General features: G+C 66.5%; 24 protein-coding genes, 2 tRNA genes and 1 pseudogene. 16 read left to right on the forward strand and 11 right to left on the reverse strand.

The window, feature by feature from the left end; translation table 11 throughout:
* The first annotated feature begins 225 nt into the window (after window positions 1–225).
* Both AC1D1A_RS01945 and AC1D1A_RS01950 read left to right on the forward strand, forming a co-directional pair.
* The gene (locus AC1D1A_RS01945) at window positions 226–369 is read left to right on the forward strand and encodes a hypothetical protein (RefSeq protein WP_476947019.1); all 144 of its coding nucleotides are present in this window, start codon (window positions 226–228) and stop codon (window positions 367–369) included.
* 268 nt (window positions 370–637) lie between these two features.
* Window positions 638–1,639 (forward strand): capsular polysaccharide synthesis protein, encoded by a 1,002-nt coding sequence (locus AC1D1A_RS01950; RefSeq protein ID WP_476947020.1) that lies wholly within the window; start codon window positions 638–640, stop codon window positions 1,637–1,639.
* Between the two features lie 168 nt (window positions 1,640–1,807).
* Here AC1D1A_RS01950 and AC1D1A_RS01955 read toward each other — a convergent pair whose 3' ends face one another.
* Entirely contained in the window at window positions 1,808–1,978 is a 171-nt protein-coding gene (locus AC1D1A_RS01955) for a hypothetical protein (RefSeq protein WP_476947072.1), read from the reverse strand.
* Between AC1D1A_RS01955 and AC1D1A_RS01960 the strand changes: the two genes are divergently transcribed.
* From AC1D1A_RS01960 to AC1D1A_RS01990, 7 genes are all read left to right on the forward strand, one after another.
* The gene (locus AC1D1A_RS01960) at window positions 1,907–3,514 is read left to right on the forward strand and encodes a GMC family oxidoreductase (RefSeq protein WP_476947068.1); all 1,608 of its coding nucleotides are present in this window, start codon (window positions 1,907–1,909) and stop codon (window positions 3,512–3,514) included. The genes AC1D1A_RS01955 and AC1D1A_RS01960 overlap by 72 nt on opposite strands.
* 229 nt (window positions 3,515–3,743) lie before the next feature.
* On the forward strand, window positions 3,744–5,234 hold the full coding sequence (locus AC1D1A_RS01965; RefSeq protein ID WP_476858301.1) for a glyceraldehyde-3-phosphate dehydrogenase: 1,491 nt from the start codon (window positions 3,744–3,746) through the stop codon (window positions 5,232–5,234).
* A gap of 88 nt (window positions 5,235–5,322) precedes the next feature.
* Complete coding sequence (locus tag AC1D1A_RS01970; protein WP_018773403.1) at window positions 5,323–5,532, forward strand: hypothetical protein; 210 nt, start codon at window positions 5,323–5,325, stop codon at window positions 5,530–5,532.
* Window positions 5,533–5,641: 109 nt separating this feature from the next.
* A complete protein-coding gene (locus AC1D1A_RS01975; RefSeq protein ID WP_476947021.1) occupies window positions 5,642–6,439 on the forward strand; it encodes an HNH endonuclease family protein in 798 nt (265 codons plus the stop codon).
* Between the two features lie 109 nt (window positions 6,440–6,548).
* Window positions 6,549–7,421 carry a polyphosphate kinase 2 gene (gene ppk2, locus AC1D1A_RS01980; protein ID WP_476947022.1) on the forward strand — a complete coding sequence of 291 codons (873 nt, stop codon included), beginning with the start codon at window positions 6,549–6,551 and terminating at the stop codon, window positions 7,419–7,421.
* 30 nt (window positions 7,422–7,451) lie between these two features.
* Entirely contained in the window at window positions 7,452–7,910 is a 459-nt protein-coding gene (locus AC1D1A_RS01985) for a DUF1579 family protein (protein ID WP_476947023.1), read from the forward strand.
* 9 nt (window positions 7,911–7,919) lie between these two features.
* The gene (locus tag AC1D1A_RS01990) at window positions 7,920–8,621 is read left to right on the forward strand and encodes an alpha/beta fold hydrolase (protein ID WP_476848994.1); all 702 of its coding nucleotides are present in this window, start codon (window positions 7,920–7,922) and stop codon (window positions 8,619–8,621) included.
* Window positions 8,622–8,783: 162 nt separating this feature from the next.
* Here AC1D1A_RS01990 and def read toward each other — a convergent pair whose 3' ends face one another.
* The 4 genes from def to orn all read right to left on the reverse strand — a co-directional run bounded on the left by def (window position 8,784) and on the right by orn (window position 11,551).
* Window positions 8,784–9,356, reverse strand: coding sequence for a peptide deformylase (gene def / locus AC1D1A_RS01995; protein ID WP_476848995.1), 573 nt, complete (start codon window positions 9,354–9,356; stop codon window positions 8,784–8,786).
* Window positions 9,357–9,396: 40 nt separating this feature from the next.
* The gene (locus AC1D1A_RS02000) at window positions 9,397–10,551 is read right to left on the reverse strand and encodes an acyl-CoA dehydrogenase family protein (RefSeq protein WP_476848996.1); all 1,155 of its coding nucleotides are present in this window, start codon (window positions 10,549–10,551) and stop codon (window positions 9,397–9,399) included.
* Between the two features lie 93 nt (window positions 10,552–10,644).
* A tRNA-His gene (locus tag AC1D1A_RS02005) sits at window positions 10,645–10,717 on the reverse strand.
* 201 nt (window positions 10,718–10,918) lie between these two features.
* Window positions 10,919–11,551 (reverse strand): oligoribonuclease, encoded by a 633-nt coding sequence (orn, locus tag AC1D1A_RS02010; RefSeq protein WP_476947024.1) that lies wholly within the window; start codon window positions 11,549–11,551, stop codon window positions 10,919–10,921.
* A 168-nt stretch (window positions 11,552–11,719) separates the two neighbouring features.
* Here orn and mptB point away from each other — a divergent pair, with 168 nt between their 5' ends.
* On the forward strand, window positions 11,720–13,345 hold the full coding sequence (mptB, locus tag AC1D1A_RS02015; protein ID WP_476848998.1) for a polyprenol phosphomannose-dependent alpha 1,6 mannosyltransferase MptB: 1,626 nt from the start codon (window positions 11,720–11,722) through the stop codon (window positions 13,343–13,345).
* A 12-nt stretch (window positions 13,346–13,357) separates the two neighbouring features.
* Here the strand turns inward: mptB and AC1D1A_RS02020 are convergent.
* A pseudogene (locus AC1D1A_RS02020) lies at window positions 13,358–14,040 on the reverse strand (DNA alkylation repair protein).
* A gap of 78 nt (window positions 14,041–14,118) precedes the next feature.
* Here AC1D1A_RS02020 and map point away from each other — a divergent pair.
* Window positions 14,119–14,886 carry a type I methionyl aminopeptidase gene (gene map, locus AC1D1A_RS02025; RefSeq protein ID WP_476856927.1) on the forward strand — a complete coding sequence of 256 codons (768 nt, stop codon included), beginning with the start codon at window positions 14,119–14,121 and terminating at the stop codon, window positions 14,884–14,886.
* Here the strand turns inward: map and AC1D1A_RS02030 are convergent.
* Both AC1D1A_RS02030 and AC1D1A_RS02035 read right to left on the reverse strand, forming a co-directional pair.
* Window positions 14,849–15,133, reverse strand: a complete 285-nt coding sequence (locus AC1D1A_RS02030; protein WP_476947025.1) for a hypothetical protein — start codon at window positions 15,131–15,133, stop codon at window positions 14,849–14,851. The genes map and AC1D1A_RS02030 overlap by 38 nt on opposite strands.
* A gap of 426 nt (window positions 15,134–15,559) precedes the next feature.
* Window positions 15,560–16,069: a LapA family protein gene (locus AC1D1A_RS02035; RefSeq protein WP_476849002.1), complete on the reverse strand. Its 510-nt coding sequence runs from the start codon at window positions 16,067–16,069 to the stop codon at window positions 15,560–15,562.
* 317 nt (window positions 16,070–16,386) lie between these two features.
* Between AC1D1A_RS02035 and AC1D1A_RS02040 the strand changes: the two genes are divergently transcribed.
* Window positions 16,387–17,403, forward strand: coding sequence for a magnesium and cobalt transport protein CorA (locus tag AC1D1A_RS02040; protein ID WP_079554707.1), 1,017 nt, complete (start codon window positions 16,387–16,389; stop codon window positions 17,401–17,403).
* Between the two features lie 76 nt (window positions 17,404–17,479).
* Here AC1D1A_RS02040 and AC1D1A_RS02045 read toward each other — a convergent pair.
* Window positions 17,480–17,552: transfer RNA gene (locus AC1D1A_RS02045), tRNA-Arg, on the reverse strand.
* 245 nt (window positions 17,553–17,797) lie between these two features.
* On the opposite strand from AC1D1A_RS02045, the gene AC1D1A_RS02050 reads away from it, so the two are divergent.
* The 3 genes from AC1D1A_RS02050 to ettA all read left to right on the forward strand — a co-directional run bounded on the left by AC1D1A_RS02050 (window position 17,798) and on the right by ettA (window position 20,807).
* The gene (locus AC1D1A_RS02050) at window positions 17,798–18,370 is read left to right on the forward strand and encodes a single-stranded DNA-binding protein (protein ID WP_476947026.1); all 573 of its coding nucleotides are present in this window, start codon (window positions 17,798–17,800) and stop codon (window positions 18,368–18,370) included.
* 89 nt (window positions 18,371–18,459) lie between these two features.
* On the forward strand, window positions 18,460–19,041 hold the full coding sequence (locus AC1D1A_RS02055; RefSeq protein ID WP_476947027.1) for a DUF6993 domain-containing protein: 582 nt from the start codon (window positions 18,460–18,462) through the stop codon (window positions 19,039–19,041).
* Between the two features lie 83 nt (window positions 19,042–19,124).
* Complete coding sequence (gene ettA / locus AC1D1A_RS02060; RefSeq protein ID WP_026266424.1) at window positions 19,125–20,807, forward strand: energy-dependent translational throttle protein EttA; 1,683 nt, start codon at window positions 19,125–19,127, stop codon at window positions 20,805–20,807.
* A gap of 174 nt (window positions 20,808–20,981) precedes the next feature.
* On the opposite strand, the gene AC1D1A_RS02065 is transcribed toward ettA, so the two are convergent.
* Window positions 20,982–21,944 (reverse strand): acyl-CoA thioesterase, encoded by a 963-nt coding sequence (locus AC1D1A_RS02065; RefSeq protein WP_476850152.1) that lies wholly within the window; start codon window positions 21,942–21,944, stop codon window positions 20,982–20,984.
* A gap of 62 nt (window positions 21,945–22,006) precedes the next feature.
* On the opposite strand from AC1D1A_RS02065, the gene AC1D1A_RS02070 reads away from it, so the two are divergent.
* Window positions 22,007–22,666, forward strand: coding sequence for a DUF8185 domain-containing protein (locus AC1D1A_RS02070; protein ID WP_476856923.1), 660 nt, complete (start codon window positions 22,007–22,009; stop codon window positions 22,664–22,666).
* A 22-nt stretch (window positions 22,667–22,688) separates the two neighbouring features.
* Here the strand turns inward: AC1D1A_RS02070 and AC1D1A_RS02075 are convergent, their stop codons facing one another.
* The gene (locus AC1D1A_RS02075) at window positions 22,689–23,147 is read right to left on the reverse strand and encodes a globin (RefSeq protein ID WP_476873720.1); all 459 of its coding nucleotides are present in this window, start codon (window positions 23,145–23,147) and stop codon (window positions 22,689–22,691) included.
* Between the last annotated feature and the right edge of the window lies 1 nt (window position 23,148).

Genomic DNA, 23,148 nt, shown 5'->3' on the forward strand with positions numbered 1-23,148 from the left:
TCTAGCCGGAGGGGCCAAGGTTTCTCTGGCACAAGAGTTCGGGCTGTCCTTTCCGGATCTGATCAAGAAGTAGACGCGCTATTACCCAAAGGCCGACCTAAGACACTTCCCGAGGCGCCGGCGCAGCCGGAGTCGGAACTGCAGCAGTTGCGCCGCGAGGACGAGTGCCTGCGGGCAGAAGTCGCTTTCCTGGGAAACAGCGCAGGCCTTGAGGGGCGAGGAACGGTGGTAAGGGTCCACGCCGTCATCGCTCTCAAGGCCGAACACCGGCAGGTCATCTCCTACTCGGTTGGAATTGACCAGTGCCTCCCTGCGAGGGCCCTGACAACGCTCGAGGACGGGCAGAAACCGCTGGTGCACTCGGACTAATGCTGGGCCGATTCAGCTAGAGCCCAACGCATCGGACCCCGTCCACTCACTTAACCGGTTGTCCGCATGGCGGCGAAAGTGGCCCGCCGGGGTTCCGGTCCCTAATATTGCAGTAACGACACTCGTGCTTCGGCCTTGACAGGGTTCCAGGCGCTTGGCTGGCGCAAGCCCCGCCACCCACGCGCGGTGGGACGACCGGGTTAGGCCCGCATCAGGCGGGCTGCCCGCCGGCAGGACCGTTGGACACATCGAACAAATGGGGGAAACCGTGAAAGAGGGCCTTGAATTGCGCCGCGAAATTAACCGACTTAACCGTGAAGGCACCCTCGCCGCGCGACAAAAAGACACCAAAGAACAGGCGCGTAAACTTTTTGCCGAAGCATTGGAGAAGGACGTCTATGCATGCCAGGACGATTGGGACCTCCTTGCAGAATCGACCCGGGCCTTCCGGGCACGCGTGCAACTAAGGAACCTACTTCGCCTCCGCATCGCTCCCATGGCCCGTGACGCGAAAATTTTCAATGCCGAGTATGTGGTGCCTGAAGATTGGACGCCAAAGATCTTTGTCTATTGGGGGCAGGGCTTCGAGGACGCCCCGGAGATCGTGAGGTTCTGCCATGCTGAGCTCCATCGCCTGCATAACGCCGATGACATCGTGGTCCTCACAGACGAGAATCTGTTGGACTGGGTTGAGTTGCCGACCGGCCTGCGGGAAATGTTGGGAGAAAACCGCACCGCGTTCTCGGACGTTCTGAGGTTTGAGCTTCTCGCCAAGCACGGCGGTATCTGGATTGATGCCACATGCCTACCTACAGTGCGCCTTCAGGATCACTTCGACGAACTGGTCGGCGAGGCAGGGTTTTTCGCCTTCGAAACCAAGGAAAAAACCATTTCCAGCTGGTTCCTGGCCAGCCGTCCCGGACACTATCTGACTCATCTGGTCAGGGATTCCCTGCGTCTGTACTGGCGTGTCTTCGACCGGCCCGTGACGTACTTCTATCTCCATTTCATCTTCCAACTGGTGCATATGCTGGATAGGCCTTCGGACCGGATCTGGTCAAAGGTACCTAGACCGGACTACGATCCGCGGACCTTTGGCCGGGTGCTCAAGCGCCGCGCAGAAGACGTCGACGCCGAGAAGATCGTTAGTGCCAGCATTGTGCACAAGCTCTCGTACAAGAAGGACCCTGCAGACGTAGGCCCGGGCACCGTATTTCACGAGCTGGTCCATGGATCATTCCTAAACGTGAGTCGAAGCACGCGCTCGTAGCCTAAGCGCACATTTGGCCCCTCAAAAGCAGCTGTGAAAGTGAGGATGGGGGCCATCCTGTCCGTCGGGTGAGGGTCTTGGCGGTCGGACGGTGCACTCCTGGGCCGCTGGAGGCTGTGTGGATGCTTGACATCATGGCCGCGTAACTAACACACTTCAATCAACGCTTCAAGGAGCGGTAGCTTCGGCGATGGTTGAGGAGTCATAGTGCCGGACGATGCTGAGTACGACTATGTGATCGCCGGGGGTGGTACCGGCGGCAGCGTTCTGGCTGGCAGATTGAGTGAAGACCCCTCTGTCCGTGTGCTTCTGCTCGAGGCGGGCAGGTCCGACCGCCATCCCTTCATCCATATGCCCGCTGGCTTCCCGAGATTGAAGGGAGGACCGTACCAGTGGGCGTATAGCAGTGTTCCGCAAAAGCACAGCAACGGCCGGAGCATCCCGCTCCCTCAAGGCCGCGGGCTTGGCGGCGGCGGGTCTATCAACTCCCAGGTCTTCACCCGGGGCGTGGCTGGGGACTACGACGGGTGGGCCGGGGACTATGGATGTGAGGGCTGGTCCGCCGCCGAGGTGTCCAAGTATTTCATTCGCTCGGAGTCAAACACCAGGCTCTCAGGACCCCACCATGGAACCACAGGGCCGCTCGGCGTCTCTGACCTCCGGCGTCCGCACACGCTCTCGGCGGCATTCGTGCAGGCGGGCCAGGAGTTCGGGCTGCCCTACAACAGCGATTTTAATGGGGCGAAGCAGCTCGGCGTTGGCTTCTACCAGACCACCACCAGGAATGGGCGCCGGTGCAGCGCAGCCGTCGCCTATCTGAAACCCGCGCGCAGGCGGCCCAATCTCACTGTCCGCGTCAACGTGACCGTCTCCAAGGTGGTCATCAGGAATGGCCGCGCCGTCGGCATCCAGGCGATTGAAGGCGGAGTCGCGCGAACCTACGGTGCCCGGCGCGAGGTGCTGATCGCCAGCGGCGCGTTTGGCTCGCCCAAGTTGCTGCAGCTTTCAGGCATCGGCGACCCGGCAGACCTTGCTGCCGCCGGCATCGACGTGATCCACGCCCTGCCCGGGGTCGGGAAGAACCTGCAGGACCACCTTGACCTGGACATCATCTACGAACTCACCGATGACCACAGCCTGGACCGATTCAATCGGGTGCGCCCGGCGACAGTACTGGCGGGCCTCGAGTATCTGGCTTTCCACTCGGGACCGTTCGCGTCCAACCTCGTCGAGGCCGGTGGCTTCAGCTACGCCAACACAGATGAGAAGACCCCGGACCTGCAGTTCCACTTCCTGCCCGCGGCGAGGTCGGAGCCGGGCATTGCGTCGCTAAGGCCCGGATTCGGGGCGACGCTCAACTCGTACTTCCTGCGCCCCCGCAGCCGGGGGACAGTTCGCGTCGCGTCCTCAGATCCCACAATGACACCGCTCATCGATCCGAATTTCCTGGCGGATGACTACGATCTGGAGATGACGATCGCCGGCGTGCAGCAGAGCCGGCAGATCATGGAGCAGTCATCGATCGCGGCGTTCATCCAGAAGGAGCACATTGGCGACGGCTCCCGGGTGGCAACCCGCGACCAGTACGTGAATTTCGTGCGCTCCTACGGGCGGACCTCGTACCACCCTGTCGGCACTTGCGCCATGGGTACCACCGACGATTCCGTTGTCTCCCCGCGGCTGAAGGTCCACGGGCTGGAGGGATTGCGGGTCGTTGACTCCTCGATCATGCCCCGGCTGGTCAGTGCCAACACCCAGGCACCCACCATCATGATCGCGGAAAAGGCCGTCGACATGATCCTTGAGGACGCGGCGGGGCTGACGCCCGGCGCGGATGGTTTTGCCGACTTCGACGTGGCCCCGGACAGTGTGTGAGTCAATTCACGCGCAACAGGCACCCCACCCTGGCTGGCCGCCCGTAGAATTGATGGTGAACGTAGAAGTTCTGCCGCCGGGTCTGCGTTCGCAGCCGGCGGTTTTTCTTTGCGCTCGATGAGGCGCCCGGGGTGGACCGAATCCCCGCCGGTGCCCGGTACCGGACACCCTCCGGCGGCCGACTTCCCCCTACGAGGACGTAGGGGGTGGATTCTAGGAAGGTAGTTCTGTGAGCCAGACGTCAGATTCTTGTCTTGATACGTGGATGGGCCGTGAGGCACTCGCCGAGGCGATGATCCCCGTGATCGGCCGGCTGTACCGCGAGAACAACGTGGTGACCTCCATCCACGGACGCAGCCTGATCAACAAGTCCACCATGAATATCCTCAAGGCCCACCGCTTCGCCCGCCGGATGAGCAAGGAAGAACTGCGCCTTGAGGAGACGGCCCCGCTGCTGGAGGCCCTGACCAAGCTGGACCTCGGCGCCGCGGCGATCGACATTGCCCGCCTCACCGAGAAATACCGCGCCGAGGGCGACGGCGCCAGCCTGGATGAGTTCCTCCGCGCCGAACTCGCCGAGGTTGTCGGCAAGCGCGGCGGCGACGACCGCACCAGCACCGATGTCGTCCTCTATGGCTTCGGCCGCATCGGCCGGCTCCTGGCCCGGCTCCTGATCGAAAAGGCAGGCGGCGGCCACGGCCTGCGCCTGCGTGCCATCGTGGTCCGCCGCGGTTCAGACAACGACCTCAGCAAGCGCGCGAGCCTGCTGCGCCGCGACTCCGTCCACGGCTCCTTCGAAGGCACCATCAAGGTTGACCTCGAAAACGACACCATCACGGCCAACGGGGTCCAGATCCAGGTCATCTACTCGGACAACCCCTCCACCGTGGACTACACCGCCTACGGCATCCACGATGCGCTCGTCGTGGACAACACGGGCCGCTGGCGCGACGCCGAGGGCCTGTCCCAGCACCTGTTGAGCAAGGGTGTTGCCCGCGTTCTCCTCACCGCACCGGGCAAGGGCGAGTTGAAGAACATCGTGCACGGCATCAACCACGGCACCATCGACGACTCGGACACGATCGTCTCGGCGGCGTCCTGCACCACGAACGCCATCACCCCTGTGCTTAAGGCGATCAACGACCGCTACGGCGTGGTGCACGGCCACGTGGAGACGGTCCACTCCTTCACGAACGACCAGAACCTGATCGACAACTTCCACAAGGGCGACCGCCGTGGACGCTCTGCCGCGCTGAACATGGTGATCACCGAGACCGGTGCCGCCAAGGCCGTGGCCAAGGCCCTGCCGGAACTGCTCGGCAAGCTCACGGGCAGCTCCATCCGCGTCCCCACCCCGGACGTCTCGCTGGCCATCCTGAACCTGAACCTGGAGAACGGCACCACCAAGGACGAGGTCAACGACTACCTGCGGGAAATGTCGCTGCACTCCGAGCTGCGCAAGCAGATCGATTACATCGATTCGCCCGAGGTTGTCTCCACGGACTTCGTCGGCTCACGCCGGGCAGGCATCGTCGACGGCCTGGCCACCATCTCCAACGAGAAGAACCTCGTCCTGTATGTCTGGTACGACAACGAGTTCGGCTACAGCTGCCAGGTGGTCCGCGTCATGGAGGAAATGGCCGGGGTCAACCCGCCGTCCTTCCCCGCCAAGGACGCTGCGTCCATCCTCGAGGCCGCAGGGCTGCCCGTCGAGGTCTAGTCAGGGCGAATGTCCCTGACCGGGACATGTTCCTCCTTTCCCGGCCGATGCACTGGAATCGGCCGGGAAAGGGAACCACAATGGAGCCATGGAACCGAACCCGGCTGTTGAACACGAGACCACCCTGGAACACGCGCTGGACGTCGCGCGGAGCAACGCGAAAGAAGCGAAGCGGCTGCTGGACGACGCCCTCGTCAAACGCCAGTCCGGTGAAGTCAACGACGACCGGGTGACCCAGCTCCAGGGCCTGCTGGATCTTGCCAACGAAGACCTGAAACGGGTCACACGGGAGCAATAGGCCCCCGCGTTCCGCCACCGGTCCCCAACACTGTGGACAACCGCCCGAGTGGCATGGCGTCCGCATAGGCTCAGGGCGTGCAGCCAGAACGCCGCGAGCGGCCGCCCACATGACCGTCACCTGGATGGATTTCCGCCGCGCCCGCCGCCACTCCCGCCAGGCCTGGATTCTCCTGGCCGCGGCCGGCCTGGCCGTCCTGGGCGGTCTGGTCTGGTTCTTCACGGCTGGCCAGTTTGCCGCCGCGGAGCCGCAAATCGCCGGCCCCCGCGAGGCCCCCGTCATTGCCCGAGGGTGGATGAACGCGGTGGACGCCGTCCGGGCCGTGCCGCAGGGAAGCGCTGCCGGCGTGCTCGACACCCTCGCGGTCAAGGGACGGTCGGCGAAGAACAACTATGACCGGGGCGCCTTCGGCCAGGCGTGGCTCGACGTCGACCGCAACGGCTGCGATACGCGCAACGACATCCTCCGCCGCGACCTGGCGGCCGCCGAATTCGTCAGTGGCTCCCGCTGCCAGGTGGCCGGCGGCACGTTCCAGGAACCGTACACCGGCCGCATGATCGTGTTCCGGCGCGGCGCCGAAACCAGTGCTGCGGTGCAGATCGACCACGTCGTGGCGCTGGGGGACGCGTGGCAAAAGGGCGCCCAGCAGCTCACCTCGGAGCAGCGTGAACACCTGGCCAACGATCCGCTCAACCTGATCGCCGTCGACGGTCCCGCCAACCAGGACAAGAGTGCCTCCGACGCCGCCACCTGGCTGCCGCCAAACAAGGCTTTCCGCTGCCACTACGTCGCCCGCCAAATTTCGGTTAAGGCGGCCTACCGGCTGTGGGTTACTGCGGCAGAGAAGGAGGCGATGAAACGGATCCTGGCCTCTTGCCCAGGGCAACAGACGATCGTGCCGCGCTGACGCGCCCGTCCCGGCTTCCGGGCTGGAGGACCCTTGCAGCCGTTCTGATGCACGGCGAGAATGGGCGCGGCGGGACAAACCGCGCGCCCCAAATGCTGGAACGGAAACCATGGCACATCGCACGGACAAATCAGGCAAGGGGCACGCCGGCCGCAAGAAGGGCTCCGCACGGCGGCCGGCCCGGCTCGATGCCGGAATCTACGAGGCCGAACTTTTGCGGCTCCAGGCGGAACTGGTTGCCCTCCAGGAGTGGGTCCGGAGCACCGGGGCGCGGGTCCTCATCATCTTCGAGGGGCGGGATGCAGCCGGCAAGGGGAGTGCGATCAAGCGGGTCACCGAGTACCTGAATCCGCGGTTTGCCCGGATAGTCGCATTGCCGGCGCCGACTGAGCGCGAACGCGGTGAATGGTACTTCCAGCGCTATGTGGCGCATCTGCCGGCCGCCGGGGAAATCGTCCTGATGGACCGCTCCTGGTACAACCGCGCCGGCGTCGAACACGTGATGGGCTTTTGCACCCCGGCGGAGCACAAACGCTTCATGGCCCAGTGCCCGGTTTTTGAACGGCTCCTCATCCAGGACGGCATCCTCTTCTTCAAGTACTGGTTCTCGATCAGCCATGGGGAACAGGAGCGGCGGTTCAAATCCCGGATGGATGATCCCATGCGGCAATGGAAGCTCTCGCCGATGGACCGGGAGGCAATCCTGCGCTGGGAAGACTACTCAAGGGCCAAAGACGACATGTTCGTGCAGACAGACACCGCGGAATCTCCCTGGTACGTGGTGGAAGCCGAAGACAAACGCCGGGCAAGGATCAACCTCATCGCCCACCTGCTCTCCAGCATCGACTACACCGAAGTACGGACAGAACAGGTGACCTTGCCGGAGCGGCCGAAGGCCGTCAACTACACGCGCCCGCCGCGGGAACTGTTCCGCTACGTCCCGGACTTCGCGGCGAGCCTCGAAAAGCCGGCCAAGGACTGAGCAGGATCTATTGGCTCAGTAGACTGCAGCATGGACATTGTGAAATACGTGACACCGTTCCTTGGCGCCTGGCAGGGACAAAACCGCTTGCGGCTCATGCCCACGGACGACTTCAAGGCTTCGGCGGCCACCGCCACGGTGACGGTGACCGCCGCACACTTCGCGAGTGTCGCCTACACCTGGTCAGACGGTGAGAGCCCGCAGGAAGGCCTCCTGATCCTGGCCGGCGGCGCGTCCGGCGCGGATCCCGCCACCGCTGTGTGGCTGGACTCCTGGCACACGGGCAAGGCGCTGATGCAGTTCTCCGGCACTGTGGGCGGCGACGGTGTCCTCCGGCTCAACGGCTCCTATGCGGCGCCGACCGGCCCGGACTGGGGCTGGCAGATCCACCTGCACCCGGCGGACGGCTCGGGCGGACGCATCACCATGCACAACCTGGTCCCGGGCGAGGACCCCTACCAGGTGGTGGAGCTGGTACTCGACCGGTAGGGTACCGGCATGGACATCATCCTCGTACCCGGATTCTGGTTGGACGCCTCGTCGTGGGCGGACGTCACCCCGCCGCTGACCGCGGCCGGGCACAAGGTCCATCCGTTGACCCTGCCGGGCCTGGAGTCGGCGGATGCGCCGCGCGCCGGGATCGGCCTGCGCACCCACATCGACGCCGTCGTGGCGAAGATCGATTCCTTCGACGCGCCGGTGGTCCTGGTGGGCCACTCCGGCGGCGGGGCCATCATCCACGGCGCCGTTGACGCCCGCCCGGACCGGGTGGCCCGGGCTGTCTACGTGGACAGCGGTCCGCTGGGGGAGGGCGGGGTCATCAATGACGAACTCCCGGCCGACGGCGACGAGGTGCCGCTGCCGCCGTGGGAGCTCTTCGAGGACCAGGACCTCACCGACCTGACCGACGAGCTGCGCGCCATGTTCCGTGCCCGTGCCATCCCGCAGCCCCGCGGCGTGGCCCAGGACCGGCAGCAGCTCTCGGATGAACGCCGCTTCGAGGTTCCGGTCACCATCATCGCCTGCGAATTCCCGTCCTCGATGCTGACGGAAATGGTTGCCGGCGGCCACCCGTTCGTGGCGGAGCTCGGACGGATCCGCCAGGTCGACTATGTGGACCTGCCTACCGGACACTGGCCGCAGTTCACCAGGCCGGCCGAGCTCGGCGCCGCCATTCTGGCCGCCGTCGACCGCACCTAAAGGAACCGGCTGGCCGGGTCACTGCTGAACTGGGGAAATCCCGCCGAAATTCCCCACCTTTGGGACCCGCCGCCGGCGCGTGCCCCCAAACCGCCGGCGATTTCCTGCGCATCGGCGTCAAACGTGGGGAAATCCGCGTGCAGCAGCGCCCAGCCGCGGCCGTCAGTGGCCGAACGGGTCCGGGTCCACTCCCGGCATCCAGGTCAGGCCGGGAACGCCCCAGCCGCTGCGCTTGGCCTGCTTCATGGCCCGGCGGGCATAGCGGTCAATGAGCCGGTTGACGTAGAGCTTGCCATCGAGGTGGTCGTACTCGTGCTGGATGACCCGGGCGAACCAGCCGGTCGCCTCGAATTCCACCGGCTTCCCGTCACCGTCGAAGCCCTGGACCCTCGCCCATTCGGCCCGCTTGAGCGGATACTGGCCGCCCGGGAAGGACAGGCAGCCTTCCTCTTCCTCGTCGGGGTCCGGCAGGGCGCCGGAGATCTTGGAAAGTGTCAGGACAGGGTTGACCACGACGCCGGTGGGCGCGGCGCCGTCGTCGTTGTCGTACTTGTACACGAAGAGCCGCTTGCCGACCCCCACCTGGGGGGCCGCCAGCCCGACGCCGTTGGCGGCGTCGTTGGTCTCGAACATGTCGGCGATCAGGCTGCGGAGCTCGTCGTCGAAGACTTCGACTTCCGCGGCCCGGCGGTGCAGCACGGGCTCGCCCCAGATCGTGATGGGCAGGACGGTCATATCAGGAAAGTTCCTCGGGTGCAGGTGGAGTCGCGGCGTCTCAGCCGGCGATGGTGCGGCCGACGACGTCGCGCATGATTTCGTTGGTGCCGCCGAAAATCGTCAGCAGCCGGGCGGCGAGATAGGCCTGGGCCACCGGGTATTCCATGATGTAGCCGTACCCGCCGTGCAGCTGCAGGCAGCGGTCCGTGACGGACTTGGCGCGCTCGGACGCCCACAGTTTGGCACGGGCGGCACCTGCGGCGTCGAGCTCTCCGGCGTTGAACGCCAGGATGGCCTGGTCCACATACGCTTCGGTGACCTCGACCTCCGTGAGGATGTCGGCGAGTTCGAAGCGGCTGTTCTGGAAGTCGATGATCCGCTCGCCGAACGCGTTGCGGTCCTTCGTGTAGCGGACAGTCGCCTCATAGGTGGCGCGCACGACGGCGGAGCTGGCCACGGCGATCGCCAGCCGGCCCTGGGGGAGCTGTTCGGCCGCGTACTGCAGGCCCTTGCCTTCCTCGCCGACGAGGTCCGCGTGCGGGACGCGGACGTTGTCGAAGAACAGCTCGGCCGTGTCGGAAGCCTTGAGGCCCATCTTGTCCAGCTGCTTGCCGGTGTTGTAGCCCTCGCCCTTCTGGACCATGAAAAGCGAGAACGAGTCGCGGTTTCCGCGTCCGGTGCCGCCGTCGGTGCGGGCCAGAACCAGGGAGGCGTCGCCGGAGATGCCGTTGCCAATAAACGTTTTCTGGCCAGTGATCAGCCAGTCGTCGCCGTCGCGGACCGCCTTGGTGCGGATGCCGCGCAGGTCGGAGCCGGCCCCCGGTTCGGTCCAGGCGACCGAGGTGACCTTTTCGCCCGAGACCATGCCCGGGAGCCAGCGGGCCTTGAGGTCATCGGAGCCGTAGGCCAGCAGGTGGGGGAGGACCATGTCATCGTGCAGGTGGAAGGCCAGGCCGACCGCGAGGTGGTTGCTCTTGGCGAATTCTTCGTCCAGCACTGTCCGGAAGCGGTAGTCGGACATCCCCATGCCGCCGAACTCTTCCGGCACGGCCAGGCCCAGCAGGCCCTGCTCGCCGGCAGCGGACCACAGTTCCCGGGGCATCATGTGGTCCTCGTCCCACTGGGTGTAGTGGGGAGCGACCGCGCGTGCGTTGAACTCGGCGGCCATCTCACGGAACATCTCGTGGTCTTCTTCAAACAGCTTGCGCTTCACTGCGATTCCTTCCCATACAGACAACAAAGGCCGCACCGGATAACCGGTGCGGCCTTTGGAAAAGGTCGGACAATCACTGCCGTCCTTCATGAGGGTGAGCGACGGGGGTTGAACCCGCGACCTCCTGGACCACAACCAGGCGCTCTGCCAACTGAGCTACGCCCACCATGTGCCATATCAGGCCCTCCGGCGAACCGGCTGGCTGGAAAGGCAACGACAAATAGCTTACCTGCTGTTTGGGGGTGGTTTTGCCACTTTTGCGATTTTCGCCGAAATTTCCGCGAAACGTGGCGCAGATTACTTTTCCGTGCCACGTCCCCGGCGACGTTTCACCGGCTCGGCTGCGCGGAGGGGAGGCGTGCGGCCGCTACTCCGCCGGGGTGGGCTCGGCTGCTTCGCCGCCCATGACGCGCTTGGCGATCCGCTGCGCCGTGGCACTGTCCGGGCCCGGCGCGGGGACAAACACGGCCTCGCGGTAATACCGGAGTTCGTCGATGGAGTCCTTGATGTCGCCGAGCGCCCGGTGGCCGCCCAGCTTGGCCGGGGACTGGAAGTAGGCCCGGGCAAACCAGCGGCGGGAGAGTTCCTTGATGGTGCTCACATCGATGACCCGGTAGTGCAGGTGCTCCACCACGTCGGGCATATCGCGGACAAGGAACACGCGGTCGGTGCCCACCGAGTTGCCGCCGAGCGGGGCCTTCCGGGGATCCGGCACCCATTTCTTGATGTAGGCGAGCACCGCTGCTTGCGCTTCGACCATCGTCTTGCCGTGCGGAAGCTCCGCCAGCAGGCCGGAGCGTGTGTGCATGTCCCGGACAAAGTCGTTCATCTGGGCCAGCGCGGCGTCGTCGGGCTTGATCACGACGTCGACGCCGTCCCCCAGGATGTTGAGCTCCGAATCGGTCACCAGCGCGGCCACCTCGATAAGGGCGTCATTCTTGGTGTCCAGGCCGGTCATTTCGCAGTCGATCCAGACGATGCGTTCGTTAGTAATAGGCACCCGCCCAGCCTACCGTTCCGACGCCACAGAGCCGTCCGGTGCTAGGATTTCGAATACGCGGCCGCCGAATTATTTCGGCACTGATTTCTTCGACGCGGCGCCCCGGGCCGGACACTGCGGCCGGCTGTGGGCGGAATTGTGGCCCACAACAGATTGGACGATCCTGACATGACGGCGCCTGTGCCTGCGGCGGGGGAAACGGCTGCCGGTACGTCCCGCCCGTCCACGTCCCGCCCCTCCGCGTCCGGCCGGACCGCGCTCACCCCGGCTGCGGCCTCCACTGAGGGGGAAGGGGCCGTCGGTGACGTCGACAACCCGCGGTCCCCGATCCTTGCCGGGTTCCTGGGCTCGCTGTTCATGACGATCGGTTCGATCGGCGTCGGCTGGCTTGCCCCCGCGTCCGAACTCCGCCGCGTCCCGCTGTTCATCTTTATGCGCACCGAGGCCCTGGGCGTCGCCCTCTGCATTGTCCTGCTGGCCTTCGGCGGCATGCTGCTGGTCCGCGCCTGGCTCCGGCTCGGCCAGCGCGTCCGGGTCTGGGGGGCCGGCGCCCGCAAGGCCACGCTCCAGGCGACGGCGGCGTGGGGGCTGCCGCTGATGTTCTCTGTGCCGCTGTTCAGCCGCGACGTCTACGCGTACATCGGCCAGGGCCGGCTCATGGTGGAGGGCTTCAACCCCTACGAAAACGGCATTTCGGCGCTGTCCAACTACTTCCAGCTGGGCGCCGACAGAATGTGGACCGAAGCCCCCGTCCCCTACGGGCAACTGTTCCTGTGGATCGAACAGTTCGTGGTCTGGGCCACCAACGTGCACCCTGAAGGCAGCATCATGCTGTTCCGGATCGCGGCCCTGGTGGGCGTGGTCCTCTGCGTGATCTACGTGCCCAAACTGGCCGAACTGCACGGAGTGAACCCGAACCGGGCCCTGTGGCTGACGGCGGCCAACCCGCTGTTCCTCACCAACTTCATCGCCAGCGTCCACAACGATGCCCTCATGATAGGCCTGGCCCTGGCCGGCCTTTATTACTGCGCCACGCGCCGGGTCATCCTCGGCATCGTGCTGGTCACGCTCTCCATCTCGGTCAAGCCCATCACGGTGGTCTTCCTGCCGTTCATCGGCCTGCTCTGGGCGGGCAAGGGCGCCAGCTGGCCGCGCAAGTTCGTCTTCTGGGCCCTCACGGCCGGCATCAGCCTGGCCTTGCTTTATCTCATGAGCCGGGTCAATGGCTTCGGCTTCGGCTGGATCAACGGGCTGTCCGCCCCGGGCAGCATCTGGATCTGGTACGCGCCTGTTGGCCTGGTGGGCCTGATCGTGGCCTCCATCTCCAACGCCTTCGGGCTCGACGGCTGGGGACTGGCCAAGTGGGCGTTCGACGCCGGCAAGCTGCTCGCCGTCGGCATCGTCGCCTGGCAGATCTTCCGCGGCGACTACGACCGCCTGATGCGCCGGCTCACCCTGGCATTCGCCGCCGTCGTGCTGCTGTCCCCGATGATCCAGTCCTGGTACATCGTCTGGCTCATCCCGCTCTTCGCCGTCACGGGCATCCGCGACGACTGGCAGGTCAAGGCGCTCTACTTCATCGTGTCCTTCTTCATGGTGTACGCGATCTCGGACCAGCTCGACGTCTTCCCGTACCTGCAGACCGCGGATCTGGGCCTGGCCCTGGCGCTGGCCCGCAACGCCGCGGCGATCATTGCGTTGCTGTTTGCGCTGTACCTGATCTTCCTTGACCCGAAGACCAAGCTGCTGTTCACCAAGTCGGACGAGCCGGTCACCACTCGGCCGATCATCTAGGGCTGGTTCTGGCTAGGCCGCCAAGTTCCTGAGCGCTTCCTTGCGCGAGAGCGGACTGAGCTGGTCCGCATGCCGCCGCACGAATGCTTTCACCCAGGCCGGATCCGTCCTGGCGTACTGGCGCAGCGCCCACCCGATCGCCTTGCGGATGAAGAACTCCCGGTCCTCGAGATTGGCCTCGATCACAGCGGCCAGGAGCTCCGTGTCCGTGGCGCCCTTCGCCCCCAGCTGTGCGGTGATCGCGGCCCGCCGGACCCAGAAGTCCTCGTCCCGGCTCCAGCGTTCGAGCACCGGCGTCAGTTCTGCCCGGTGGGCCTGCAACAGGGCGCCCAGCCGGTGGGCCACCCCGTCCACAGGTCCCACCAGGCTCCGGTGCGGATGATTTCCTCATAGAGGGCCAGCATGCTCAGTTCCCCGGCTGCGGGCTTGAGCCCCGTGAGCTCGATCGCCGCGTAGCGTTCCTCACGATGGCCGGCGTTGCGCCACAGCACAAGCACCGCGGACTGCAGTTCCGCCAGGCTGCCCAGCGGGTGGTCCGCGGCCGCGGCCCTGACAATGCTGCGAACCTCGGGAACCCGCACGCCCAGGGATGGCATCTGCGATTTCATGTAGGCCTGTGCCCCCGCGGCGCGGCCAGGATCGGCAGCAGCCTGGAGGCTGCCGCGGATCGCGTCAATGAGTTCCGCGGTGGTCATGAGGCCACTGTAGACACGCCGCGGCGGGCTTTAGAGTTGAAGCCAGCAAGCCGCGGCTCCGCGTCGGAAGGGAAAGCCATGTCCATGATCAAGAGTCCCGAAGAGATCGCACTGATGCGCGAGGCCGGCCGGGTGGTCGCCACCACCCTCGCCCGGGTCCGCGACGCGGCCGCCGTCGGCGTTTCGCTCAAGGAACTGGACGATGTCGCCGCAGCGTCAATCGCCGATGCGGGAGCCACGCCGGCGTTCCTGAACTACCGGCCGCGGTGGGCGTCAGTGCCGTTCCCGGGGGTCATCTGCACGTCCGTCAACGACGCCGTCGTGCATGGCATCCCCAACGAGTACCGGCTCCAGGACGGGGACCTCCTGAGCGTGGATTGCGGCGCGTTCCTGGCCGGGTGGTGCGGCGATGCGGCCGTCAGCTTCATCGTGGGGACCGTGGACCCGGTGGACCAGGCCCTCATCGACGCCACGGACGCCGCCCTGGCCAGGGGGATCGAAGCGGCAAGGATCGGGAACAAGATGGGGGATCTCGCCTACGCGATCGGCGGGGCAGCGCGCCGGGCAGGCTACGGGCTGCTCGCCGACCACGGCGGCCACGGGATCGGCCGGACCATGCACGCCGAGCCGCACGTGCCCAACGACGGGCGTCCCGGTCGCGGCATCAAATTGACCGAGGGCCTGGTCATCGCCATCGAGCCAATGCTGATTCTCGGCCGCAAGGACGACTACTACCATGACGACGACGAATGGACCCTCCGCTCAGCGAACGGCCGCCGCGCCGCGCACAGCGAACACACCGTGGCCATCACCGCCGACGGGCCGGTGATCCTGACCCTGCCCTAGCGCCCGCGGTCCCTGCCGGGCCGGGCACCATCAGGCGGACGACGGCGCGTCCCGGCACCGCGCCGCTGACCACTTCGCCGCTGACTACTGTGAAGCCAGCCGCCAAAAAGAGTCCCAGCGTGCCGTGGTAGAGGTCTGCCGGGCCGGCCTTGGGCCGTTGCGCGGGGTCGACCGGATAACCCTCCACCACCGTGGCGCCGTGCGCGGCGGCGTGTTCGACGGCGGCGGCAAGCAACGCCCCCGCCACGCCGGTCCGTCGGTGGCCGGGGGAGACGACAAAGCAACTGACGGACCATCATGGTCCACGCCGGGATCCCGGGCGGCGTCAGGGGCCGACGCCAGCACCTTCGAGCGCAGGATCCTTGGGTAGCACCCGCGGGGCTCGACGGCGCACCAGCCCACCGGATTCCCGTCGCGGAAGGCCAGGACCCCGGGCGCCGGCTGGCCGCCGTCGAACTTGTCCCGCAACTGGTTCTTCCGCTCCTCCGGGGTGGACGCGGACCACTGCGGGCCGGTCAAGGCAAAGAACCGGCACCAGCATCGTGAGGGCTCGCCGCGGACGCCAAAGAGACGCTCGACGTCGGGCCAGTCTGCCGCGGCGGTGGTGATGGCTGCCTGGGCCCGGGGTTCTGCGTCGCGCATGGAAAGAGGGTAGCGCCTGGCGGTTTCCGCGTCAGCGCGTGCGCGTGCCCGGGCTGGCCTGGCGGCGGACGCGGTGCGCGGCGAGCCGGAGCTGGATGATGCGGGCGGCTCCGGCGATGGCGACCAGAACGCCGCCGCCGACGGCCGCGATGAACAAGGCGATGCCCAGCGGGACCGAGCCTTCGAGGCCAAAGAACTTCACCTGCACGTACTCCTGATTCTGCAGGATGAAAGCGATCAGCAGGATCAGCACCACCAGCGCGCAGGCAACCGCGGCCCAAACCATTCCTGCACGGGTGACCTGGCGCGTGTCCGGAGCGGGCGCCGGCGCGGGAGCCTGAGCCGTGGGTTCCTCGGGGCGGGAGGTTTCGGCGCGCCCCGCCGTCGTGGCGGCCACATCGGTGCCGGTCGCGGCCACGTCCGTGCTGAGGCCTTGCTCGGCGGACGAGGGCCCGGGCGTGGCGTCAGCGGACCCCGCGTACTGGGAGGTGGAGGCGTCGTCTGGATTGGTGGGGTCGAATCTGCGGGGTGTCTCGGTCATGGCGGCCGTACCTTTCGATTGCGGGCAGGGCGAACAGGCTATCCCTGCCGGCCTGCCAGTCCACTCAATACTAAGCGTGCTGAGGGCTGGCGGGGCTCAGGGCAGACGGTGTGCACGGTTCGGGCGATCTGCCCCAAGCCAGCATCTGTGCGTTGGAGCCCTGGCGGCGGCCGTCGGCGTCGTTCTTCCCGGCAGTCTTTCCGGGGAATGTTCCCGGAAAACCAGCGGCGCTCACGGGGCAGTGCGGGCTGTTGGCACCGGCCCGGGGACGGTATAACGTCACAGCAAAGCGAATGCCTTGAAGAGGAGGCGCGGCCGTGACGATTATTGACAACGCCGTCTATGTGGACGGTCACCGGACCGCCGACCCGGAAGGGCTCGAGGAGACGTACTTTCTGCTGCGGCAGCGCCAGGGCATGGCCTGGATCGGGCTCTACCGGCCCGAAGCCGAGGAGCTGCGCTCCGTGGCCGAGGAATTTGACCTGAGCCACCTGGCCGTGGAGGACGCGCTCGCCGGCCACCAGCGGGCCAAGCTGGAGCACTATGGCGAGACGTTGTTCCTGGTGCTGCGGCCCGCGCGGTACCTGGACGACGTGGAGAAGGTCGAGTTCGGCGAGATCCATGTGTTTTCCGGCCCGGACTTTGTGGTGACTGTCCGCCGGGCGGAGTCTCCAGACTTGGCCCGGGTGCGCCGGCGGATGGAGTCCGAGCCGGAGTTCCTGGCGCTCGGACCGGATGCAGTGTTGTACGCGATCCTGGACCAGGTGGTGGACGAGTATGAGCCGGTGGCGGCAGGGCTGGAAAACGATATCGATGAAATCGAAGACGACCTGTTCGCTGCCGACCCCGGCGTATCGCGCAGGATCTATGAACTCTCCCGCCAGGTCATCACGTTCCAGCGTGCCACGGCCCCGCTGGCCGGAATCCTGCAGAGCCTCATGGGCGGCGGACCGGACGGCGTGCCGGACCCCGAACTGCAGGATCATTTCCGCGACGTCCTGGACCACGCCATCAGGCTGGGGGAGCGGGTGTCTGCCTTCAGGGCGTTGCTGCAGAACGCCCTGGCCGTCAACGCGGCCCTGGTTGCCCAGCGGCAGAACGACGAAATGCGGCTCCTGACGGAGTCGAGCTTCGCCCAGAACGAGCAGGTCAAGCGGATCTCGTCGTGGGCTGCCATCCTGTTTGCGCCGACGTTGATCGCGTCGATTTACGGCATGAACTTCCGCGACATGCCCGAGCTCGACTGGATCTTCGGCTATCCGATGGCACTCGCGCTCATGCTCGGCATGGGCGGGATACTGTTCCTGACGTTCAAACACAACAAGTGGATCTGATGTTCTGGTTGAAATCGGAGTTGGCGTAGGAAGCGGCCCTGACCTTGCGTTGTCGCAGGTCAGAGCCGCTCTCTTGTGCCCCAGGAGGGAATCGAACCCCCGACCGGCGGATTAGAAGGCCGCTGCTCTATCCCCTGAGCTACTGGGGCGCGCTGGCGCCCACCGGCTGCTGCCGGTGACGCCTCAAAAAGTTTACAGTGCCGGACGGCCGTTGGAGGTCAACGCCGTCCGGTTGGCTGGCCCTGCCGGCCCTGACTTCTCCCCAACACGGTCCCCACACTGTTGCCGGCAGCCGGTTATCCACATGGCACAGCCGGGTCCTCCCCGGCCACGGTCCACGGCGGGATGCTGGAACTGCCCGGCAGGGCACGACAATTCGAGACAGGACATGAGAATGAGCGACAACATTACGGTCCGTGGCTTCGTCGCCTCGGAGATCAGAAGCTCGACCACACCCGGTGGCGTGGCCACGGCGTCCTTCCGGTTCGGCGCCACCGAGCGCCGGTACGACCGCGGCTCCAGCACCTGGGTGGATGGCAACACCAACTGGTTCACCGTCCAGGGTTACCGGCAGCTGGCCGGCAACATTGGCTGCAGCATCAAGAAGGGCCAGCGGGTCATCGTGGTTGGCAGGCTGAAGATGCGGAGCTGGGAGAAGGACGGCAGGGTCTACCACGTCGCCGAAATTGACGCGGAGTCAGTTGGCCACGACCTCATGTGGGGCTCTGCCAACTTCACCCGCTCAGCCGCAGCCGGAAGCCAGGCGGCCGCCGGGGCCGGTTCCCCAGACGCGCCCGGTAGCGGTGACGGCGACGGCGGCGGACCGCAGAGCCAGCCAGGGGACGACGACGGGGACGGCGACAACGGTGCCGACCACCACGACCACGGGACCTTCATCCATGACGAGAGCGGTGAGGAGGAGGAGGTGGACCAGGAAACCGGAGAACTGAAAGGGACCGCAGCCTGAATCCGCCAGACCGGCGGGCAGCGCCGTGGGCGCCGGGACTGGACACCGGAACGCCGGAACGCGGCACTGCCGCGTGGCAGAATTGCCCGATGCAACACGCCAGGATCGCTGCCGGACGGGCGGGCCCCACCCGCACCGCGGAAGGGGACGCCCGTCGCGGCGGCTGGGCCGTTCCGGCCGCCGCAACCTTGGTGCTCCTGCTTTCGGCCTCCGCCTGTGCGACGCCGGCCGGCAGCAGCGGAGCCATGGCCTCTGAAGCCGCGGATTCTCAGGGGACACCTTCCGCAACGTCGCCGGCCCCGGCACCGACAGCCACTGCGTCGCCGGCACCGGCAGCCACGACGTCGCCGGTGGCGAAACCCGGCCTGAAACCCGACAGGGAATCCGCCATGAAGTCCACGGTCGAGGCGGTCCTGAACGCCGCCATCCGCGCCGGCGGTCAGCCCGAAACGGCGGGCATCCGCGCGTCGTTGGTTAAGGCAGGGATTCCGGCCGGCGCTGTGGAAGTCACAGCCGGGCGGACGCCCACCGGCCTGGCTGTCGACGCCGTCGAGGCCGGAGTGCGCGACGGCAGCGACTGCATCGTGGCCCAGATCCGCACCGGCACCGTCACCGTCACTGTGCTGCCGGGTCTGGCCTCCGGCGGCTGCCTCGTGGGCGTCCGGGACTGAGCCGAACCCTCGGACGCCGTTAAGTGGCCGATCCGGGCTCACGGAATGTGAGTTATCCCGCCCGAACCACTAGATTTGTAGGCATGGCGGAATTTATCTACACAATGACCAAGGCCCGTAAGGCTGTCGGCGAAAAACTCATCCTCGATGACGTAAGCATGTCCTTCTTCCCGGGGGCCAAGATTGGCGTTGTCGGCCCGAATGGTGCCGGTAAGTCCACCATTCTCAAGATCATGGCCGGCCTGGACACTCCCTCCAACGGTGAGGCCCGGCTCAGCCCCGGCTACACGGTAGGCATCCTGCTGCAGGAGCCGCCGCTGAACGAAGACAAGACCGTCCTGGGCAACGTCCAGGAAGGCGTCGGCGAAATCTACGGCAAGATCCAGCGCTTCAACGCGATCTCCGAGGAAATGGCCAGCCCGGACGCTGACTACGATGCCCTCCTCGAGGAAATGGGACAGCTGCAGGAAGCGATCGACGCGGCCGACGCCTGGGACATCGATTCCCAGCTGGAACAGGCTATGGACGCACTGCGCTGCCCGCCCGCCGACGCCGACGTCACCCTGCTCTCCGGTGGTGAGCGCCGCCGCGTCGCGCTGTGCAAGCTCCTGCTGCAGAAGCCGGACCTGTTGCTCCTCGACGAGCCCACCAACCACCTTGACGCCGAGAGCGTGCTGTGGCTGGAACAGCACCTCTCCAGCTACTCCGGTGCCGTCCTTGCCGTCACCCACGACCGGTACTTCCTCGACCACGTGGCCGAGTGGATCGCCGAAGTCGACCGCGGCCACCTGTACCCGTACGAGGGCAACTACTCCACGTACCTGGAGAAGAAGCGCGCCCGCCTGGAGGTCCAGGGCAAGAAGGACGCCAAGCAGGCCAAGCGCCTGACCGAGGAACTCGAATGGGTCCGGTCCAACGCCAAGGGACGCCAGACCAAGTCCAAGGCCCGTCTGGCCCGCTACGAGGAAATGGCTGCCGAGGCAGACCGTACCCGCAAGCTCGACTTCGAAGAGATCCAGATCCCGCCGGGCCCGCGCCTGGGCGGACTCGTGCTGGAGGCCAAGGGGCTCCAGAAGGGCTTCGATGACCGCACCCTGATCGACGGACTGTCCTTCAGCCTGCCCCGCAACGGCATCGTCGGCGTCATCGGCCCCAACGGCGTCGGCAAATCGACCCTCTTCAAGACCATCGTGGGCCTGGAACCGCTCGACGGCGGCGAACTGAAGATCGGCGATTCCGTCAAGATCTCCTACGCCGACCAGAGCCGCGGCGGCATTGACCCGAACAAGACCCTGTGGGAGGTCGTCTCCGACGGCCTCGACTACATCCAGGTCGGCCACGTCGAAATGCCGTCCCGCGCCTACGTGGCCGCTTTCGGTTTCAAGGGCCCGGACCAGCAGAAGAAGGCCGGGGTGCTCTCCGGTGGTGAGCGCAACCGCCTCAACCTGGCGCTGACCCTCAAGCAGGGTGGCAACCTGCTGCTCCTCGACGAACCGACCAACGACCTCGACGTCGAAACCCTCAGCAGCCTCGAAAACGCCCTGCTCGAATTCCCGGGCTGCGCCGTCGTCGTCTCGCACGACCGCTGGTTCCTGGACCGGGTGGCCACCCACATCCTCGCCTACGAAGGCGACGAGGAGAACCCGTCCAAGTGGTACTGGTTCGAGGGCAACTTCGAGTCCTACGAGGAGAACAAGGTCGAGCGCCTGGGCCCGGATGCGGCCAAGCCGCACCGCGTAACCCACCGCCGCCTCACCCGCGACTAGGCCCGCAAGGCTTACAGCGCCACGAAAAAGCCGGCTCCCGCCTGAACTGTTTCAGGGGAGCCGGCTTTTTTTGTGTGCCGTTGACGCTGTGTGCCGAGGACACCGTGTCCCAGCCGCTGCTGGGGAGTACTGGCAGCCCTCGGCCTTGCGGATCTGGTGCTGCAGCGCCCTCGATCAGACGGCGGCCTGCACGGCGCCCTTCTCGGTGTTCTTCAGGTCGGTGTTCTTGAAGTCGTTCGGGACGCGGATCATGCCCTCCTGGGCCACCGTCGCCACGTGCCGGCCGTCCCGGCTGAAGATTTTGCCCGTCGCGAGGCCCCGTGCGCCTTGGGCGCTGGGCGATTCCTGGACGTACAGGAGCCACTCGTCGACCCTGACCGGCCGGTGCCACCACATGGCGTGGTCCAGGCTTGCCACGGACATCCCCGGCGTAATCCAGCTCATGCCGTGCTTGCGGAGGATGGATTCGAGCAAGGTGTAGTCGCTCGCGTAGGCCAGGGCCGCCCGGTGCAGGCCGGCGTCGTCGGGCATCGGACCGAAAGTCTTCATCCACACGGCGTTGCGGGCTTCCCGGGGTCCCTTGGCCGAGACATACAGTGCCGGATCGACGTGGCGGATGTCGAACGGCCGCTCGTAGGCCCAGTGCCGGGCCACGGGGTGATCGAACTTGCCCAGCAGGTCGGCCGTGCTCGGCAGCGATTCGGGGTCCGGGATCCCGGCGGGCATCTCGGACTGGTGCTCGATCCCCTCGTCCTCGGCCTGGAAGGACGCGATCATCGACAGGATGGGCATGCCCTCCTGATAGGCGTGGACCCGGCGGGCCGAGAAGGACCGCCCGTCGCGCAGTCGCTGCACACCGAAGGTGATCGGCTTGTTGGCGTCGCCGGGCCGGAGGAAGTAACCGTGCATGGAGTGCACGCTGCGGTCCGGATCGACGGTGCGGCTGCCGGCTATCAGGGACTGCGCCAGCACCTGGCCGCCAAAGACGCGCTGCTTGGGCTGTTGCTGGGACGGACCCATGAAGATGTCCTCGTCCGTCCGGGCGCCCTCGAGCTCGCCGAGGTTGAGAAGTTGGATGAGCGAGGAGGTGGGGTCCTGGGTCGGGAGCCCCAGCAGTCCGGCTTCGGCTTCAGTCATGGTCTGACTCTAGACGGCGTCCAGCGCCGCTCCAAAGAAGCGCAGCCGGTAGAGTCAGTAGTGTGTCTGATGTCCTAACCCAGCCCCTGCAGTTCACCGATCCCCGCGACCTCGACGACCTGCGCACCTTCGCGACGCGCGCCAGGTCCATTGACGACGGCGCCATCCGGCTCCAGGCCGCGGGCCCCGTCCTGGCCGCCTACGTCTGCGTCCTGCGGCCCCGGCTCCTGGGCGAATCCACCCCCACCATCCTGGGCCTGCGGACCATGGCGCTGGCACAGCCGGCGGACACTGACGTGACAGTGCCGCTGTCCGCCGTGCTGGACCGCCTGGCACGGGCGGGGGAGCACGACGTCGAACTGCCCGTCCCGCCGGTGACCGTCAGCGAGTCGTGGGCCGGGATCGGCGCGCCGCGCGCCGGCTGGGAACTGCTCGGCACCGTCCAGGACACTGCCCTGCGGACCGCAGCGGAGGCCGGGATCAGGGAGATCGCCGCGATCATTCCGGACAAGCCCGGTGCGTTGATCGTCAACAACGCCAGGGCAACGGTCTGGGGCCGGGAACTGCCCGACGCCGGCGGCCTGCCGGCCGGGGCCGCGTTCGCCGCGCTCACCCTGGGCTTCCTGGCAGAGAGCGAACAACGGCTCTACCGCGCCGGGCGCTGGTTCCGGCTCAGCGGCACCCGCGGCCACGTGCTGGTCCGGACCGGCACCGGGCTCTAGGAAGCTCCGGCGCCCTCCGCGCTCAGGCCTCCGACGGGCTGTTCACCATGGACAGGGCTGCCCGCTCCATGTAGTCCCAGAGCGTTCCCTCATACAGCGGCGGCAGTTCCAGGGCATCCACCGCGGCACGCATGTGGAACAGCCAGCGCTCCTTGGCCTCCGGCGTCACCCGGAACGGCATGTGGCGCATCCGCAGCCGCGGATGCCCGCGCTCCTCGCCGTACGTCGTCGGCCCGCCCCAGTACTGTTCCAGGAACATCAGGAAGCGCCGCTTGGCCGGGCCAAGGTCCTCTTCCGGGTACATGGCGCGCAACAGCGGATCTGTTGCGACGCCGTCGTAGAAGACGTCGATGAGCTTCACAAAGGTCTCGTGGCCGCCCACGGCGTCATAGAAGTTGTCCGTGTAGCCGGGCTGGCTGAACGGATCGTTCTGCAGCAGTTGCCTGGGCTGGCTGGGGTCGCTGGCGCTGGGAATCGTCATT

The organism is Arthrobacter sp. P1_B9 (genome assembly GCF_056406495.1).